Origin of the sequence: Mycobacterium europaeum, assembly GCF_034555895.2 — a bacterium.
Taxonomy (GTDB): domain Bacteria; phylum Actinomycetota; class Actinomycetes; order Mycobacteriales; family Mycobacteriaceae; genus Mycobacterium; species Mycobacterium europaeum.
Genome location: NZ_CP157315.1, coordinates 5,435,683 through 5,451,857 on the forward strand (window position 1 = coordinate 5,435,683; position 16,175 = coordinate 5,451,857).

Consider the following 16,175-nt stretch of genomic DNA (forward strand, 5'->3'; position numbering starts at 1 on the left):
CAGGCTTAACGCGCGGCGCGACGAGCGTGACGGCGCGCCGCTAGCCGGGCGGCAGCGGCGGCAGAGGCGGCGCCTCCGGCGGGCGAGGCTCCCAGGTCTGGGGTTCCGGTGTCTGCGGCGCGTATACCAGCGGGGGCGGCGGAGGCAGGGGCGGCGGCGGTGGCGCGGGCTCCCCCGCGGCGCAACCGGCACCGACGCCGAACGCGGTGAGGCCCAGGGACGCGACCAGGGCGAACCCGGCGATCACCTTACGGATGTCCATCAGGCACCGGCCTTTCCCTTCCCGTTTGCGGCCAACCGACTGTCCGGGCGCCGGCTAGCGCCGGATTCGCACGACGTGATCGTCGCAGTCCACGCCCTGCGCCGCCAACTGACGCTTGAGCACCTTGAAGGTCACCGTACGCGGCAGCTCCGGACTGACCCGCACGTACGACGGCCACTGCTTGGGCCCGAGGTCGGGCTGCTCGCCGAGGAAGGCGCGGAACTTCTCGGCATCGAACTCCGCCCCTGGAGCCATGACCACCGCGGCCATCACCTGGTCGCCGACCACCGGATCCGGCACCGCGTAGACGGCCACCTCGGTTACGCCGGGGTAGCGCAACAGCACCCGCTCGATCGGTGCGGCGCCCAGGTTTTCACCGTCGACGCGCATCCAGTCGCCCAGCCGTCCTGCGAAGTACGCATAGCCGGCGTCGTCGCGGTAGGCGAGGTCGCCGGTGTGATACACCCCGCCGGCCATCCGCTCGGCCTCGGCGGCCTCGTCGTTGTAATAACCCTCGAAACGGCCCGCCCCGGCCGTGTTCACCAACTCGCCCACCACGCCGGGCGGGCAGGGGCGGCCGGTGTCGGGGTCGACGATCTCGATCCCCTCGGGCAGCGGCCCCAACGCCCCGTCCGGGGTTTCGGGGGTGCGGGCGATCGCCACCCCACCCTCGGTGGAACCGAACCCGTCCTGCACGATGCAGCCGAACCGGCGGGCGAAGCGTTCGACATCGCGGGGCACGCCCTCGTTGCCATACACCGCCCGCAGCGGGTTGTCCGCATCGTCGGGCCGCTCTGGCGTGGCGAGCACATAGGACAGGGGCTTGCCGACGTAGTTGGCGTAGGTGGCCCCGAACCGGCGGACATCCGGCAGGAAGTTGGAGGCGGAGAACTTGTGCCGCAACGCCAGTGAGCCCTGGCAGGCCGCCGCAACCGCCCAGCCGACCAGCACCGCGTTGGAATGGAACAGCGGCATCGACACATAGCAGACGTCGTCGCGTCCGAGGCCGAATCGCTGGGTCATCGTCAACCCCGCGATCGCCACCTTGCCGTGGCTGCACTTCACCGCCTTCGGCTCGCCGCTGGTCCCGGACGTGAAAATGAGCATGAAAAGGTCGGTGGCGGTGGCGGATTGGAAACGCGGCTCGGCATGCCGATGCGCGGCCACCTCGTCGGCCCACTCGGCGGAATCGACGTTCACGTGGGCCGTGTCGCCCAGAGCGGCGGCCGAATTGGAGTCGGCCAGCACCACTTGGCAATCGGCGTGGGCGATGTCGCGGGCCAGCGCGTCGCCACGGCGCACCGGGTTGAGTCCGACCGGCACGATCCCGGACATGCCGGCCGCCGTCAGCATCGCCGAGAAGAACGGGGTGTTCTCCAACAGCACCCCGACGTGCGGCGGCTTGGTCGGGTCCAGGCGGTCACGCAGCGCCGCCGCGATCGCCGCACCGTGGCGCAGGTGATCGCGCCAGCTGGTGTAGGAGTCCTCGAAGTAGACACCCCGGTCGTCGATCTCGGCCAGCGGGACCAGCAGTTTGGTGACCGTCGGATCGGCAGGCAGGTTCAATGCCGCGCCTAGGCGGGGGTTTCGGCCAGCTCGCGGCCGATGCGGCGCAGCTGACCGGTGGCGCCGCCCAACGCGAATTCGGCCTCTTTGGCGGCCAGGAAGTAGCGGTGCACCGGGTGGTCGGTGTCGACGCCGACGCCGCCGTGCACGTGCACGATGGTGTGCGCCACCCGGTGTCCGGCGTCGGCGGCCCAGAACGCGGCGCTGGCCACGTCGATGTCGGCGGGAACATCCTCGGAGACCTTCCAGGCCGCCTGGGTGAGCGTGAGCCGCAAGCCCTTGACGTCGATGTAGCCGTCGGCCAGCCGTTGCGACACGGCCTGGAAGCTGCCGATCGGGCGGTCGAATTGCTCGCGCTCGCGGGCGTATTCGGCGGTGAGGTGCAGCCCGCGTTCCAGCACGCCCAGCTGGAAGGCGCTGCGGCCCAGCGCCGCAAGGGTGTCGAGCCAGACCACGACCTCGGGGCCACCGACCATGCGCGTGCCGTCCACTTCGGTGCCGTCCAGTGCCAGGTGTCCGACGCTGCCCAGGCCGGTCGTCGCCAGCGCGGTCACCGAAACGCCGGGATCACCGGTGGCGACCACGAAAACGGCGGTGCCGGAATCGGTCTCGGCCGGAACGAGGAAGGCGTCGGCCGTCGGCCCGAAGCCGACCTGGGTGCGGGTGCCGGTGAGGCGGTAGCCGTCGCCGGCCCGGGTGGCCTGCACCGGGCCCTCGCCCATCTCGCCCAGGAGCGCGACGGCGAGGATCTTCTCGCCGCTGACCGCCGGGGCACCCCAATCCTGTTGCAGCTCCTCGGTGCCGAACCGCGCCAAAGCTCCGGCGCCCAGCATCACCGATTCCAGGTACGGCACGGCCGCCAACTGGTGACCCAGCGCCACCAGGATGGCGACCTGCTCGAGCACCCCGAATCCGTCGCCGCCCACCGAGGTGGCCGAAGCGCTGGTCAGGATGCCGGCGTCGATGAGCTTGCCCCACAGGTCGCGGTCGAACCGTTGGTCGAGCTTGTCGAGTTCACGCTGGTGCTCCGGCGTGCAGACCGAATTCACGATCGTGTCGACCAGACCGCCGAGATCGTTCGCCGCTTCGGTTGTCGAAAAGTCCATCGATGTCGTCCTTAAAGAAGAGGTGGGCTCAGCGGTTTCGGGGCAGTCCCAGCGCGACCATGCCGATGATGTCGCGCTGCACTTCGTTGGTGCCGCCGCCGAAGGTGAGGATCAGGCACGCGCGGTGCATCCGCTCGACCCGGCCGCGCAGCAGCGCCCCCGGCGAATTCTGGCGCACCGTGGCCGCGGTCCCCAGCACCTCCATCAGCAGCCGGTAAGCCTCGGTGGCCAACTCGGTGCCGTACACCTTGGCCGCCGACGCGTCCGCCGGGTTGAGCGATTCGCCGTCCGACGACGCCAACTCCCAGTTGATCAGCTTGAGCACCTCGGCCTTGGCGTGCACCCGGGCCAGGTTGATCTGCACCCACTCCGAGTCGATCAGCCGGGCGCCGCTGGAATCCTTGGTGTTCTGCGCCCACTCGCGAACCTCCTGCAGCGCGAGGAAGATCGGCTGCGCCGACACCAGGGCGACGCGTTCGTGGTTGAGCTGGTTGGTGACCAGCTTCCAGCCGCCGTTCTCCTCGCCGATCAGGTTGGTCACCGGGACCCGCACGTCGGAGTAATAGGTGGCGCTGGTGTCCACACCGGCCATGGTGTGCACCGGCGTCCACGAGAAACCTTCGGCGGTCGTCGGCACGGTCAGCATCGAGATGCCGCGGTGCTTCTTGGCCTCGGGGTTGGTGCGCACCGCGAGCCAGACCCAGTCGGCGTACGCGATCAGGCTGGTCCACATCTTCTGGCCATTGATCACGTAGTCGTCGCCGTCGCGGACGGCGGTGGTGCGCAGGTTGGCCAGGTCGGTGCCGGCGCCCGGCTCGGAGTAGCCGATGGAGAAGTGCAGTTCGCCGGCGGCGATCTTGGGCAGGAAGAACTTCTTCTGTTCCTCGGTGCCGAATGCCATGATCGTCGGTGCGACGCTGTTGATGGTCAGGAACGGCACCGGCACACCGGCGACGGCCGCCTCATCGGTGAAGATCAGCGAATCCATCGGGGAGCGGTCCTGGCCGCCATACTCCTTGGGCCAGTTCAGTGTCAGCCAGCCGTCCTTGCCCATCTGCGCGACGGTGTCGCGGTACGCGGTGCCGGTCCCGACCTCGCCGTCGCCCGAGGAGGTCAGCGCCTCCCGGCGCTCTGGCGTCATGAGCGTGGTGAAGTACGACCGCAGTTCGCGACGCAGTTCCTCTTGTTCAGGGGTATAACTGATGCGCATTCCAGCCGTCCTTTTGTTAACGTGACACGCCTCGACTAGCCGACGTTACTCGGCCGACAACGACCCATTCGTCATCCCGGTTGTAACACGTTCTAGTCTGAGATTCCAGCGACCGTTTCCCCAGCGGTATTCGGGACCTATGGTGGTCCTACATACTGATGGGGCATGTCCTCAGGTGAAGGCCAGGTGCAAGGAGGGTGCTGTGCGGGTGATCGTCGACCACGACCGGTGTGAAGGCAACGCCGTGTGCATGGGAATCGCGCCGGATATCTTCGACCTGGACGACGAGGACTACGCCGTCGTTAAGCTCGACCCGATTCCCGCCGACCAGGAGCACCTGGCCGAGCAGGCGATCGCCGAATGCCCGCGCGCGGCGCTGCTGCGCGGCGACTAACCCGAGCCTGAACTGCGCCACCAGAAACTAGAGGTATTCATAAATTGACTAGCAGCACGAACGCGACCGATCTCTCCGGGAAGGTCGCGGTGGTGACCGGTGCCGCCGCCGGGCTGGGGCGGGCCGAGGCTCTTGGCCTGGCCCGGGCCGGGGCGACCGTCGTCGTCAACGACATCGCCGCCGCGCTGGATGCCTCCGACGTCATCGACGAGATCAACTCGGCCGGCTCGAAGGCCGTCGCGGTCGCCGGCGACATCAGCGAACGCGCCACCGCCGACGAGTTGGTCGCGCAGGCCGACGGCCTGGGTGGGCTGGACATCGTGGTCAACAACGCGGGGATCACCCGCGACCGGATGCTGTTCAACATGTCCGACGAGGAATGGGATCTGGTCATCGCGGTGCATCTGCGTGGCCACTTCCTGCTCACCCGCAACGCGGCCACCTACTGGCGCTCGAAGGCCAAGGAAGCGGGGGGAACCGTCTTCGGCCGCCTGGTCAACACCGCGTCCGAGGCGGGGCTGGTCGGCCCCGTGGGCCAGGCCAACTACGGCGCCGCCAAGGCCGGGATCATTTCGCTCACCCTGACCGCCGCCCGGGCCCTCGGCCGCTACGGCGTGTGCGCCAACGCGATCTGTCCCCGCGCCCGGACCGCGATGACGGCCGACGTGTTCGGCGCCGCACCGGAAGTGGAGCCGGGCGGGGTCGACCCGCTGTCGCCCGAGCACGTCGTCAACCTGGTGAAGTTCCTGTCGTCGCCTGCGGCCGCAGAAGTCAACGGGCAGGTGTTTATTGTTTACGGGCCGCGGGTGACACTGGTTTCGGCGCCGACCGCGGAGCACCAATTCAGCGCCGACGGACCGGCCTGGGACCCTGCCGAACTCAGCGCGACGCTGCGCGAGTACTTTGCTGGGCGGGATCCGGAGCGGAACTTTGCCGCGGTCGGACTGATGGAGCAATAACCGTGTGAGGTTACTTAATGGGGGGGAATCGACAGGTATAACCTGTTTCAGTTTGACACGTGACAAGTGCGTCTGACCTGGCAAATTAACGGTTCGGATAAAGAAATGACGTTCATTGACACCGTTAACTTCTTCTGGGTTAATATGATCCGGCTCACACCGAGCCTGCTGGGACCGCAAACGACGCAAAGGCCTGACATAGACTTCGCCGCGAGCAGCCGAGGGGGGTAATCGAGTTGATGCAACAACTTGCTGTTCCCGCCCGGGCCGTCGGCGGGTTCTTCGAAATGATGCTCGACACCGGTCGTCAGACGTTTCGCCGGCCGTTCCAATTGAGCGAGTTCCTGGAACAGACCTGGATGATCGCGCGGGTGTCGCTGGTCCCGACCCTGCTGGTCTCGATCCCCTTCACCGTGCTGGTGGCATTCACCCTCAATATCCTGCTGCGCGAAATCGGTGCCGCCGACTTGTCCGGCGCCGGAACGGCATTCGGCACCATCACCCAGCTGGGTCCGGTGGTGACGGTGCTCGTCGTGGCCGGTGCCGGAGCCACGGCGATCTGCGCCGACCTGGGTGCGCGGACCATCCGCGAGGAGATCGACGCGATGCGGGTGCTCGGCATCGACCCGGTCCACCGCCTGGTGGTTCCCCGCGTCCTGGCTTCCACCGTGGTCGCGCTCTTGCTCAATGGCTTGGTGTGCGCCATCGGCTTGTCCGGTGGCTATGTGTTCTCCGTCTTCCTGCAGGGCGTGAATCCGGGTGCCTTCATCAACGGGCTGACCGTCCTTACCGGGCTGCGCGAGTTGGTGCTCGCCGAGGTCAAGGCCCTACTGTTCGGCGTCATGGCCGGGCTGGTCGGTTGCTACCGCGGGCTGACGGTCAAGGGCGGACCCAAGGGCGTCGGCAACGCGGTCAACGAAACCGTGGTCTACGCGTTCATCTGCCTGTTCGTCATCAACGTGGTGATGACCGCCATCGGCGTGCGAATCTCGGCGAAGTGAGTACTCGATGAGCTACGACGTCACCTACCGGCTGCGCAACCTCGCCTCCCGGTTGCAGGAGCCCGTGGACGACTTCGGCGAGCAGGCACTGTTCTACGGGCAGACCGTGCGGCACGTCCCCAACGCGTTGACCCAGTACCGCAAGGAGACCATCCGGCTGATCGCCGAAATGACCATGGGTTCGGGCGCGCTGGTCATGATCGGCGGAACTGTCGGGGTCGCGGCCTTCCTGACGCTGGCTTCCGGCGGGGTCGTCGCCGTGCAGGGCTACTCGTCGCTGGGCAACATCGGCATCGAAGCCCTGACCGGGTTCCTCTCGGCGTTCTTGAACGTCCGCATCATCGCGCCGGTGATCGCGGGCATCGCCCTGGCCGCCACCATCGGCGCCGGCGCCACCGCCCAGCTCGGGGCCATGCGGGTGTCGGAGGAGATCGACGCCGTCGAGTGCATGGCGGTGCACTCGGTGTCCTACCTGGTGTCGACGCGGCTGATCGCGGGCCTGATCGCGATCATCCCCCTGTACTCACTGTCGGTGCTGGCCGCCTTCTTCGCCGCCCGCTTCACCACGGTTTACATCAACGGTCAGTCCAAAGGCCTCTACGACCACTACTTCAATACGTTCCTCATCCCGACCGACCTGCTGTGGTCCTTCCTGCAGGCCATCGCGATGTCGATCGCGGTGATGCTCGTCCATACCTATTACGGCTACAACGCCAGCGGGGGCCCCGTCGGCGTCGGGATCGCGGTCGGTCAGGCCGTGCGGACCTCGCTGATCGTCGTGGTCGTCATCACCTTGTGCATCTCACTCGCTGTCTACGGCGCGTCCGGCAACTTCAACCTCTCCGGGTAGCAGGGCCGCTTAAAGGACATGGCAGATACAGATTCGCGACGTAGCTCCGTCCGGTTGGCAGCCGCGGTGCTGGCCGGTCTGCTGGTGGCGTTCGCCGCCGTGACTTACCTTTCCTACACAGCGGCTTTCGCCTCGATCGACACCGTCACGGTCTCGGCTCCGCGGGCCGGTCTGGTGATGGAGCAGGGCGCCAAGGTCAAATACCGCGGCATCCAGATCGGCAAGGTCGAGAGCATCGACTACTCCGGTGACCAGGCACAACTGACGCTGGGCATCAACAGCGATCAGATGCGCTTCATCCCCTCCAACGCGACGGTGCACATCGCGGGGAACACCATCTTCGGGGCCAAGGCGGTGGAATTCCTTCCGCCGCAGAACCCTTCGCCGACCTCCCTGCGCCCGGACGCCCACGTCGCGGCCTCGGCGGTGCAGCTCGAGGTCAACACCCTGTTCCAGTCGCTGATCGACCTGTTGCACAAGATCGATCCCGTCGAGCTCAACGGCACGTTGAGCGCGCTGTCCGAGGGGCTGCGCGGTCACGGCGACGACTTCGGCGGCATCCTGTCTGGGCTGAACACGCTGACCCAGCAAACGAACCCGAAACTGCCTGCCCTACAGGAGGATTTCCGTAAGGCGGCGGTCGTCACCAACATCTATGCCGACGCCGCCCCGAACCTGAACACGGTCTTCGACAACCTGCCGACGATCAACAAGACCGTCGTGGACCAGCAGAACAACCTCAACGACACGCTGTTGGCGACCATCGGCCTGGCCAACAACGCCTACGACACGTTGGAGCCGGCCGAACAGAACTTCATCGACGCCATCAACCGGTTGCGGGCCCCGCTGAAGGTGGCCGCCGATTATTCGCCGGAATTGGGCTGCCTGTTCGCCGGCATCGAGCGCGGTATCAAGGAGTTCGCCCCGCTGCTCGGTGTCCGCAAGGCGGGCCTGTTCACGTCCTCGAGCTTCGTGCTGGGCGCGCCGGCCTACACGTTTCCGGAGTCGCTGCCGATCGTGAACGCCTCCGGAGGCCCGAACTGTCGCGGCCTGCCCGATATCCCGACCAAGCAGACCGGCGGATCCTTCTACCGCGCGCCGTTCCTGGTGACCGACAACGCCAACATCCCATACGAGCCGTTCACCGAGCTGCAGTTCGACGCGCCTTCGACGCTGCAATTCTTGTTCCACGGCGCCTTCGCGGAACGGGACGACTTCTGATGGCCGCCGGGAGCATGCCGACGCACCGCTCGATGATGATCAAGGTCAGCATCTTCGCGGTGGCCATGCTGATCGTGTCGGCGGGGCTGGTGGTGGTCTTCGGCGACTTCCGGTTCGGCCCCGAAAGTACCTACCACGCAACGTTTACCGATGTATCGCGGCTGAAGGCGGGCCAGAAGGTCCGCATCGCCGGGGTGCCGGTGGGGGCGGTGTCCGGCGTCAAGCTCAACCCCGACAACACCATCGACGTGACGTTCGGGCTCGACAAGCGCTACATCGTCTATTCCTCCACCCGCGCGGTGATCCGCTACGAAAACCTGGTCGGTGACCGGTATCTGGAGATCACCTCCGGCCCGGGAGAGCTGCGCAAGCTGCCGCCGGGCGCGACGATCAACGCCCAGCACACCCAGCCGGCGCTCGATCTCGACGCGCTGCTGGGCGGCCTGCGGCCGGTGCTCAAGGGGCTGGACGCGGACAAGGTCAACACGATCAGCAGCGCCGTCATCGAATTGCTGCAGGGGCAGGGCGGTGCGTTGTCCAACGTGCTGGCCGACACCAGCGCGTTCTCCTCGGCGCTGGGCCAGCGCGACCAACTCATCGGTGACGTCATCAACAACCTCAACACGGTGCTCAAGACTGTCGATGCGCGCAGCGCGCAATTCTCGGCCAGCGTCGACCAGCTGCAGCAACTGATCAGCGGGCTGGCCAAGAACAAGGACGACATCGCGGGCGCCATTCCGCCGCTGGCCTCGACGACGACGGATTTGACGGAGCTGTTGAAGAATTCGCGCCGGCCGCTGCAGGGCATCCTGGAGAACACCCGGCCGCTGGCCACCGAGTTGGACAACCGCAAGGCCGAAGTCAACAACGACGTCGAGCAGCTGGGCGAGGACTATCTGCGGCTGGCCGCGCTCGGTGCCTACGGATCGTTCTTCAACATTTACTTCTGCTCGGTGACGATCAAGATCAACGGCCCCGCCGGCAGCGACATCCTGCTGCCCCTCGGTGGCCAGGTGGATCCCAGCAAGGGGAGGTGCGCTTTTGCCAAGTAACGCAAAGCCCGAGCGGGATCCGCTGCGCACCGGCATCTTCGGGGTGGTGCTGGTGGTGTGCGTCGTGCTCATCGCATTCGGCTACGCGGCGCTACCGTTCTGGCCGCAGGGAAAGATCTACGACGCCTACTTCTCCGACGCGGGCGGCATCAATCCCGGTAACGCCGTTTACGTTTCCGGTTTGAAGGTCGGGAAGGTGACGTCGGTCGGCCTGGCCGGCGACACCGCCAAGATCAGCTTCAGTGTGGACCGGCACGTCACCGTCGGTGACCAGTCGCTGGCCGCGATCCGCACCGACACCATCCTCGGCGAGCGTTCCATCGCGGTGACACCGGCCGGCAGCGGCAGGGGAACCACCATCCCGCTCAGCCGCACGACCACGCCGTACACGCTTGCGGGTGCGCTCGAGGACCTGGGCGAGAACGCCAGCAACCTGAACAAGCCCCAGTTCGAGCAGGCGTTGAATGTCCTGACCGACACGCTGCGCGACGCAACCCCCGACCTGCGCGGCGCGCTGGACGGTGTGACGACGCTGTCGCGCACCCTGAACCGCCGCGACGAGGCGCTGCAAAGCCTGCTGGCGCATGCGAAGTCGGTGACGGGCGTGCTGGCCCAGCGCGCCGACCAAGTCAACAAGCTCGTCGATGACGGCAACGAGTTGTTTGCCGCGCTCGACGAGCGCCGTGCCGCTCTCGGGCGGTTGATTTCCGGGATCCAGGGCCTCTCGCAACAGATCTCCGGGTTCGTCGCCGACAACCGCAAGGAGTTCGGACCGGCGCTGAGCAAGCTCAACGACGTGCTGAGCAATCTCAACGAGCGCCGCGACTACATCACCGAGGCCCTCAAACGGCTGCCCACCTACGCCACCGAGCTGGGCGAGGTCGTGGGTTCGGGACCGGGCTTCAACGTCAACGTCTACGGCGTCATACCCGCGCCCTTGATCGCGACGATGTTCGACTTCTTCTACCAGCCGGGCAAGATGCCGGCCAGCCTCGCCGACTACCTGCGCGGTTTGATTCAGGAGCGCTGGATCATCAGGCCGAAGTCGCCATGATGCAACGGATCACCGGCAGCCGGGGGCTGCGCTATAGCACCGCCATCGCGCTCATCGCGGTGTTGGTGGGCGGCGTGTACGTGTTGTCGTCGACCGGCAATACGCGAAGCATCGTCGGTTACTTCACGTCGGCCGTCGGGCTCTACCCGGGTGACCAGGTCCGGATTCTCGGCGTGCCGGTGGGTCGGGTCGACGCGATCGAACCGCGGCCCTCCGACGTCAAGATCACCATGTCGGTGTCCAAGGACGTGAAGGTCCCGAAGGACGCCAAGGCCATCATCATGTCGCCGAATCTGGTGGCGGCGCGGTTCATTCAGTTGACCCCGGCATACACCGGCGGGGCGGTGATGCCCGACGGCGCAAGCATCGGCCTGAGTCGCACCGGTGTGCCGGTGGAGTGGGACGAGGTCAAGGAGTCCCTGACCCAGCTGGCCACCCAGCTCGGCCCCACGACGGGATCGATGCAGGGGCCCCTGGGCCGAGCGATCAACCAGGCCGCGGACACGCTCAACGGCAACGGCGAGTCGTTCCATGACGCGTTGCGCGAACTCTCGCAAGCCGCTGGGCGACTGGGGGATTCACGCAGTGACATCTTCGGCACGGTCAAAAACCTTCAGGTGCTCGTCAACGCGCTGTCGGCCAGCAACGAACAGATCGTGCAGTTCGCCGGCAACGTCGCCTCGGTGTCCCAGGTGCTCGCCGACAGTTCGCGCCACCTCGACACCACCCTGGGCACGCTCAACAAGGCGCTCTCCGACGTCCGCGGGTTCCTGCACGAGAACAACTCGACGATCATCGACACGGTCAACAACCTCAACGACTTCGCCAAGACCCTGAGCGACCAGAGCGAAAACATCGAGCAGGTGCTACACGTGGCGGGCCCCGGCATCGCCAACTTCTACAACATCTACGACCCGGCACAGGGCACGCTCAACGGCCTGCTGTCGATACCGGAATTCGCCAACCCCGTGCAGTTCATCTGCGGTGGATCCTTCGAAACGGCGGCCGGCCCACGCGCGCCGGACTACTTCAAGCGCGCCGAGCTGTGTCGTGAGCGGCTGGGGCCGGTGCTGCGGCGGCTTACGGTGAACTATCCGCCGATCATGTTCCACCCGCTCAACACGATCACGGCGTACAAGGGCCAGATCATCTACGACACCCCGGAAACCCAAGCGAAGTCGGCGACCCCGGTCCCCGAGCTGACCTGGGTCCCCGCCAACGGCGCCAAGACGCCGCCGGCCGCGCAGGACCCGGCTGACCTGCAGGCGTTGCTGGTTCCGACGGCACCGCAGACCGGTCAGGCGCCGGCGCCTGCCTTGGGGAATGCCGGGCCCGCGCCCGCGCCCGGTCCCGCCGCGGGGAGTGCCTTCGGACCCCTACCGGGGCCGCCGCCGAGTCAGGCGCCGGCCGCGAACGGGGGCGGCTGATGCGCCGGATGTTGTTGCGGGGTGGCGCTTTAGCGGCGGGTAGCGCGCTGCTGGCCGGCTGCCAATACGGCGGTTTGAACTCGCTGTCCATGCCCGGTACCGCCGGCCACGGCGGCGGCGCCTACTCGATCACGGTCGACCTGCCCGACGTGGCGACGCTGCCGCAGAACTCCCCGGTGATGGTCGACGACGTCACCGTCGGCAGCGTCGCCGGCATTCAGGCGATGCAGCGTTCCGACGGATCGTTCTATGCCACGGTGAAATTGGCGTTGGACAAGAACGTCGTGCTGCCGACCAACGCGACGGCGACGGTCGCCCAGACGTCGCTGCTGGGTTCGATGCACATCGACCTGGCACGCCCCAAGGACAAGCCCGCCGTCGGCCGGCTGACCGACGGCTCGAAGATCTCCGAGTCCAACACCGGCCGTTATCCCACCACCGAGGAGGTGCTCTCGGCCCTCGGTGTCGTGGTGAACAAGGGCAATGTCGGTGCCCTGGAAGAGATCACCGACGAGACCTATCAGGCCGTCGCCGGCCGGCAGGACCAGTTCGTCGACCTGCTGCCCCGACTGGCGGACCTGACCGCGGGACTCAACCGTCAGGTCAACGACATCATCGGCGCGCTCGACGGCCTGAACCGATTCTCGGCGAGCCTGGCGCGCGACAAGGACAACCTCGGCCGGGCGCTGGACACGCTGCCCGACGCCATACGCGTGCTCAACAAGAACCGTGACCACATCGTCGAGGCGTTCGCCGCGCTGAAGAAACTGGCGACGGTGACCTCGAACGTGCTGGCAAAGACCAAGGTGGACTTCGCCGCCGATCTCAAGGACCTGTACGCGGCCGCCAAGGCGCTGAACGACAACCGGAAGAACTTCGTCACCTCGCTGCAGCTGTTGCTGACGTTCCCCTTCCCGAACTTCGGTATCAAGAACGCGGTGCGCGGCGACTATCTCAACGTGTTCACCACGTTCGACCTGACGTTGCGCCGGATCGGCGAAACGTTCTTCACCACGGCGTATTTCGACCCGAACATGGCCCACATGAACGAGATCCTCAATCCCCCCGACTTTTTGGTCGGCGAATTGGCCAACCTGTCCGGACAGGCGGCCGACCCGTTCAAGATCCCGCCCGGCACGGCTTCAGGACAGTAGGGGGCCGACGCAGATGCACGACAGACTCACCAAGATCCAACTCTGGATCTTCGCGGTGATCACCGCCGTCACCTTGACCGTGATGGCAATCTTCTACCTGCGACTGCCCGCCACGTTCGGCCTTGGAACCTACGCGGGGACCGCCGACTTCGTCGCCGGCGGCGGCCTGTACAAAAACGCCAACGTCACCTATCGCGGCGTCGCCGTCGGCCGGGTGGAATCGGTCGGACTCAACCCCAGCGGCGTCACCGCCGCGATGCGACTGAACAGCGGAACGCCCATACCGTCGAACGTCACCGCGACCGTCAAGAGTGTGTCGGCGGTGGGGGAGCAGTACATCGACCTGGTGCCTCCTGGCACGCCGGCCTCAACCAAGTTGCGCAACGGGTTTCGGATCGAACGGCAGAACACCCGGATCGGCCGGGATGTCGCCGACCTGCTGAAGCGGGCGGAGGCGCTGACCAACAGCCTGGGCGACACCCGGCTGCGCGAGCTGCTGCACGAGACGTTCATCGCGACCAACGGGTCGGGCCCCGAACTGGCCCGGCTGTTCGAGTCCGCCCGGTTGCTGGTGGACGAGGCCAACGCGAACTACCCGCAAGCCTCGCAGCTGATCGACCAGGCCGGCCCCTTCCTGCAAGCACAGATTCGCGCCGGCGCCGACATCAAGTCGCTGTCCGACGGGCTGGCGCGGTTCACCTCGGAGGTGCGCCAGGCCGACCCGCAGCTGCGTTCGACGCTGGCCATCGCCCCCGGAGCGACCGACGAGGCCAGCACCGCGTTCTCCGGCATCCGCCCCTCCTTCCCGGCGCTGGCGGCCAGCCTGGCCAACCTGGGCCGGGTGGGGGTGATCTACCACAAGTCGATCGAGCAACTGCTGGTGGTGCTGCCGGCGCTGTTCGCCGCGATCACCACCGCCGCCGGCGGCTCACCCCAGGACGAGGGCGCCAAGCTGGACTTCAAGCTCGACCTCAACGACCCGCCGCCGTGCGCCGTCGGCTTCCTGCCCCCGCCGTTGATGCGCACACCCGCCGACGAGACGGTGCGCGAGCTGCCGAGGGACATGTACTGCAAGGTCGCCCAGAACGATCCGAGCACCGTGCGCGGCGCGCGCAACTACCCGTGCCAGGAGTTTCCCGGCAAGCGGGCACCGACCGTGCAGCTCTGCCGTGACCCCAAGGGCTATGTGCCCATCGGCCGCAACCCGTGGCGCGGTCCGCCGGTGCCTTACGACACCCCGGTGACCAACGGGCTGAATGTGTTGCCGCCCAACAAGTTCCCCTACATCCCGCCGGGCGCCGAACCCGACCCGGGCACACCGATCGTCGGGCCGCCTCCGCCCGGGGTGGTGCCGGGACCCGGGCCATTGCCCAACAAGCAGCCGGCCTACGACCCGCCACCGCCCAACGACAACGGGCCGCCACCACCGTTCACCTCGTGGCAGCCGCCCGGGGTTCCGCCCGTGCCGCCGCAGTTGCCGTACCCCAAATGGCTGCCGCCGCCGGCCCCACCGGAAGGGATCAACCCCCCGCCGCCCGGTCCGGGACCGGAGAAGCCCTGGGGGCCGCCGCCCGGCGGTCAGCCTCAGGCCAGCGGACCGGCATACGCCACCTACGACGAGAAGACCGGCGCGTTCAAGGACCCGGCCGGAGGCACTGGTATTTTCGCGGCCGGTGCGAGCGGCGCGTCGAGCGCCGAGAATTGGGTGGACCTGATGCTTGATCCGAGGCCGATGTAGTGGCAGACGAGCCGACCAACAATCCGCGAGCTCGCCGGCGGGCCTCCCGCGCCGCCGGTCCCGCGAAAGTCGACGCGCCCCAGGCCGCCACGGTCCAGCTCGACGCCGCGCCGGCGCGGCCCGCCCAGCCGGTCAAGGCACTCAAGTCGGTCAAGCCACCACCGCGGCGGCGGCCGCACCGCGCCCTGGTGGCATGGATCTCGTTCGCGGCCGGGCTGTTGGCCGTCGGCGCGCTGGCCGGTTGCGTGACCCTGCTGGTCGTGCAGCAGGGGCACGCCAATGCTCAACAGGCGCGCGAACAGCGTTTCGTCGACACGGCCACGCAGACTGTGGTCAACATGTTCAGTTACAAGCAGGACAACATCGACGAGAGCGTGAACCGCTTCTTCAACGGCACCAGCGGGCCGCTGCGCGGAATGCTGGGCGCCAACAACAACATCGAGAACCTCAAGGGCATCTTCCGCTCGACCAACGCGACATCGGAGGCCGTCGTCAACGGCGCCGCCCTGGAGGGCATCGACAACGTGACCGACAACGCCTCCGTGCTGGTTTCGGTGCGCGTCACCGTCGCCGACATCGACGGCGTGAACAAGCCTTCCATGCCCTATCGCCTGCGGGTGATCGTGCACGAGGACGAGCAGGGCCGGATGACGGGTTATGACCTGAAGTATCCCAACGGGGGCAATTGATGCGGTGGCGGCGCTGGCTGTCCGTCGTCGCGGGCTGCCTCCTGGTCGTGGGGTTCGTCGGGCTGTCCGCGGCGGCCGGGTGGTTCTACTGGGGGCGGGTACAGACGCGCGGCGAGGAGGCGGCGCGGGCGGTGCTGCCGGGCTTGGCCACCAAGGAGATTCCCGAGGTCTTCGCCTACGACTATCAGACGGTGGAGCGCAGCCTCAGCGATGCTTATCCGTTGCTGACCCCCGACTATCGCCAGGAGTTCCGCAAAAGCGCCAACGCGCAGATCATTCCGGAGGCCAAGAAACGCGAGGTGGTTGTCCAGGCCAGCGTGGTCGGCGTGGGAGTCATGTCCGCCAAGCGGGATTCGGCATCGCTGATGGTGTACATGAACCGGACGGTGACCGACAAATCACGCCAGCCGCTCTACGACGGCAGCCGGTTGCGGGTGGACTTCAAAAAGATCGGCAAGCAATGGCTGATCGCCTACATCACGCCGATCTAGT

General features: G+C 67.0%; 16 protein-coding genes. 12 read left to right on the forward strand and 4 right to left on the reverse strand.

Annotation, left to right across the window (positions count from 1 at the left end; all coding sequences use genetic code 11):
* Positions 1 to 40: 40 nt before the first annotated feature.
* From U8D42_RS25230 to U8D42_RS25245, 4 genes are read right to left on the reverse strand one after another with little or no spacing between them, the layout of a single operon-like run.
* Complete coding sequence (locus U8D42_RS25230; RefSeq protein ID WP_322860458.1) at positions 41 to 262, reverse strand: hypothetical protein; 222 nt, start codon at positions 260 to 262, stop codon at positions 41 to 43.
* A gap of 54 nt (positions 263 to 316) precedes the next feature.
* Complete coding sequence (gene fadD17, locus U8D42_RS25235; protein WP_322860541.1) at positions 317 to 1,822, reverse strand: long-chain-fatty-acid--CoA ligase FadD17; 1,506 nt, start codon at positions 1,820 to 1,822, stop codon at positions 317 to 319.
* 14 nt (positions 1,823 to 1,836) lie between these two features.
* Positions 1,837 to 2,934 (reverse strand): acyl-CoA dehydrogenase family protein, encoded by a 1,098-nt coding sequence (locus U8D42_RS25240; RefSeq protein ID WP_322860459.1) that lies wholly within the window; start codon positions 2,932 to 2,934, stop codon positions 1,837 to 1,839.
* A 28-nt stretch (positions 2,935 to 2,962) separates the two neighbouring features.
* Positions 2,963 to 4,144: an acyl-CoA dehydrogenase gene (locus U8D42_RS25245; protein WP_085243082.1), complete on the reverse strand. Its 1,182-nt coding sequence runs from the start codon at positions 4,142 to 4,144 to the stop codon at positions 2,963 to 2,965.
* Positions 4,145 to 4,346: 202 nt separating this feature from the next.
* Between U8D42_RS25245 and U8D42_RS25250 the strand changes: the two genes are divergently transcribed.
* The 12 genes from U8D42_RS25250 to U8D42_RS25305 all read left to right on the forward strand — a co-directional run bounded on the left by U8D42_RS25250 (position 4,347) and on the right by U8D42_RS25305 (position 16,174).
* Complete coding sequence (locus U8D42_RS25250; protein ID WP_007166442.1) at positions 4,347 to 4,538, forward strand: ferredoxin; 192 nt, start codon at positions 4,347 to 4,349, stop codon at positions 4,536 to 4,538.
* Positions 4,539 to 4,582: 44 nt separating this feature from the next.
* The gene (locus tag U8D42_RS25255) at positions 4,583 to 5,497 is read left to right on the forward strand and encodes a 3-oxoacyl-ACP reductase (RefSeq protein ID WP_085243081.1); all 915 of its coding nucleotides are present in this window, start codon (positions 4,583 to 4,585) and stop codon (positions 5,495 to 5,497) included.
* A 236-nt stretch (positions 5,498 to 5,733) separates the two neighbouring features.
* Positions 5,734 to 6,498, forward strand: coding sequence for an MlaE family ABC transporter permease (locus U8D42_RS25260; protein WP_085243080.1), 765 nt, complete (start codon positions 5,734 to 5,736; stop codon positions 6,496 to 6,498).
* A 7-nt stretch (positions 6,499 to 6,505) separates the two neighbouring features.
* Positions 6,506 to 7,348 (forward strand): MlaE family ABC transporter permease, encoded by an 843-nt coding sequence (locus U8D42_RS25265; protein ID WP_085243079.1) that lies wholly within the window; start codon positions 6,506 to 6,508, stop codon positions 7,346 to 7,348.
* 18 nt (positions 7,349 to 7,366) lie between these two features.
* Positions 7,367 to 8,569, forward strand: a complete 1,203-nt coding sequence (locus U8D42_RS25270; protein WP_322860460.1) for an MCE family protein — start codon at positions 7,367 to 7,369, stop codon at positions 8,567 to 8,569.
* The gene (locus U8D42_RS25275) at positions 8,569 to 9,621 is read left to right on the forward strand and encodes a virulence factor Mce family protein (RefSeq protein ID WP_085243077.1); all 1,053 of its coding nucleotides are present in this window, start codon (positions 8,569 to 8,571) and stop codon (positions 9,619 to 9,621) included. The genes U8D42_RS25270 and U8D42_RS25275 overlap by 1 nt, the downstream gene beginning before the upstream one ends.
* Positions 9,611 to 10,675, forward strand: a complete 1,065-nt coding sequence (locus U8D42_RS25280; protein ID WP_085243076.1) for a virulence factor Mce family protein — start codon at positions 9,611 to 9,613, stop codon at positions 10,673 to 10,675. Before U8D42_RS25275 ends, U8D42_RS25280 begins: the two co-directional genes overlap by 11 nt.
* Positions 10,672 to 12,102 (forward strand): virulence factor Mce family protein, encoded by a 1,431-nt coding sequence (locus U8D42_RS25285; RefSeq protein ID WP_322860461.1) that lies wholly within the window; start codon positions 10,672 to 10,674, stop codon positions 12,100 to 12,102. The genes U8D42_RS25280 and U8D42_RS25285 overlap by 4 nt, the downstream gene beginning before the upstream one ends.
* On the forward strand, positions 12,102 to 13,256 hold the full coding sequence (locus U8D42_RS25290; RefSeq protein ID WP_322860462.1) for an MCE family protein: 1,155 nt from the start codon (positions 12,102 to 12,104) through the stop codon (positions 13,254 to 13,256). The genes U8D42_RS25285 and U8D42_RS25290 overlap by 1 nt, the downstream gene beginning before the upstream one ends.
* Before the next feature lie 13 nt (positions 13,257 to 13,269).
* Complete coding sequence (locus U8D42_RS25295) at positions 13,270 to 14,994, forward strand: virulence factor Mce family protein (protein WP_322860463.1); 1,725 nt, start codon at positions 13,270 to 13,272, stop codon at positions 14,992 to 14,994.
* Positions 14,994 to 15,683, forward strand: a complete 690-nt coding sequence (locus U8D42_RS25300) for a mammalian cell entry protein (protein WP_322860464.1) — start codon at positions 14,994 to 14,996, stop codon at positions 15,681 to 15,683. The genes U8D42_RS25295 and U8D42_RS25300 overlap by 1 nt, the downstream gene beginning before the upstream one ends.
* Positions 15,683 to 16,174 carry a mammalian cell entry protein gene (locus U8D42_RS25305; protein WP_322860465.1) on the forward strand — a complete coding sequence of 164 codons (492 nt, stop codon included), beginning with the start codon at positions 15,683 to 15,685 and terminating at the stop codon, positions 16,172 to 16,174. Before U8D42_RS25300 ends, U8D42_RS25305 begins: the two co-directional genes overlap by 1 nt.
* Position 16,175 lies beyond the last annotated feature (1 nt).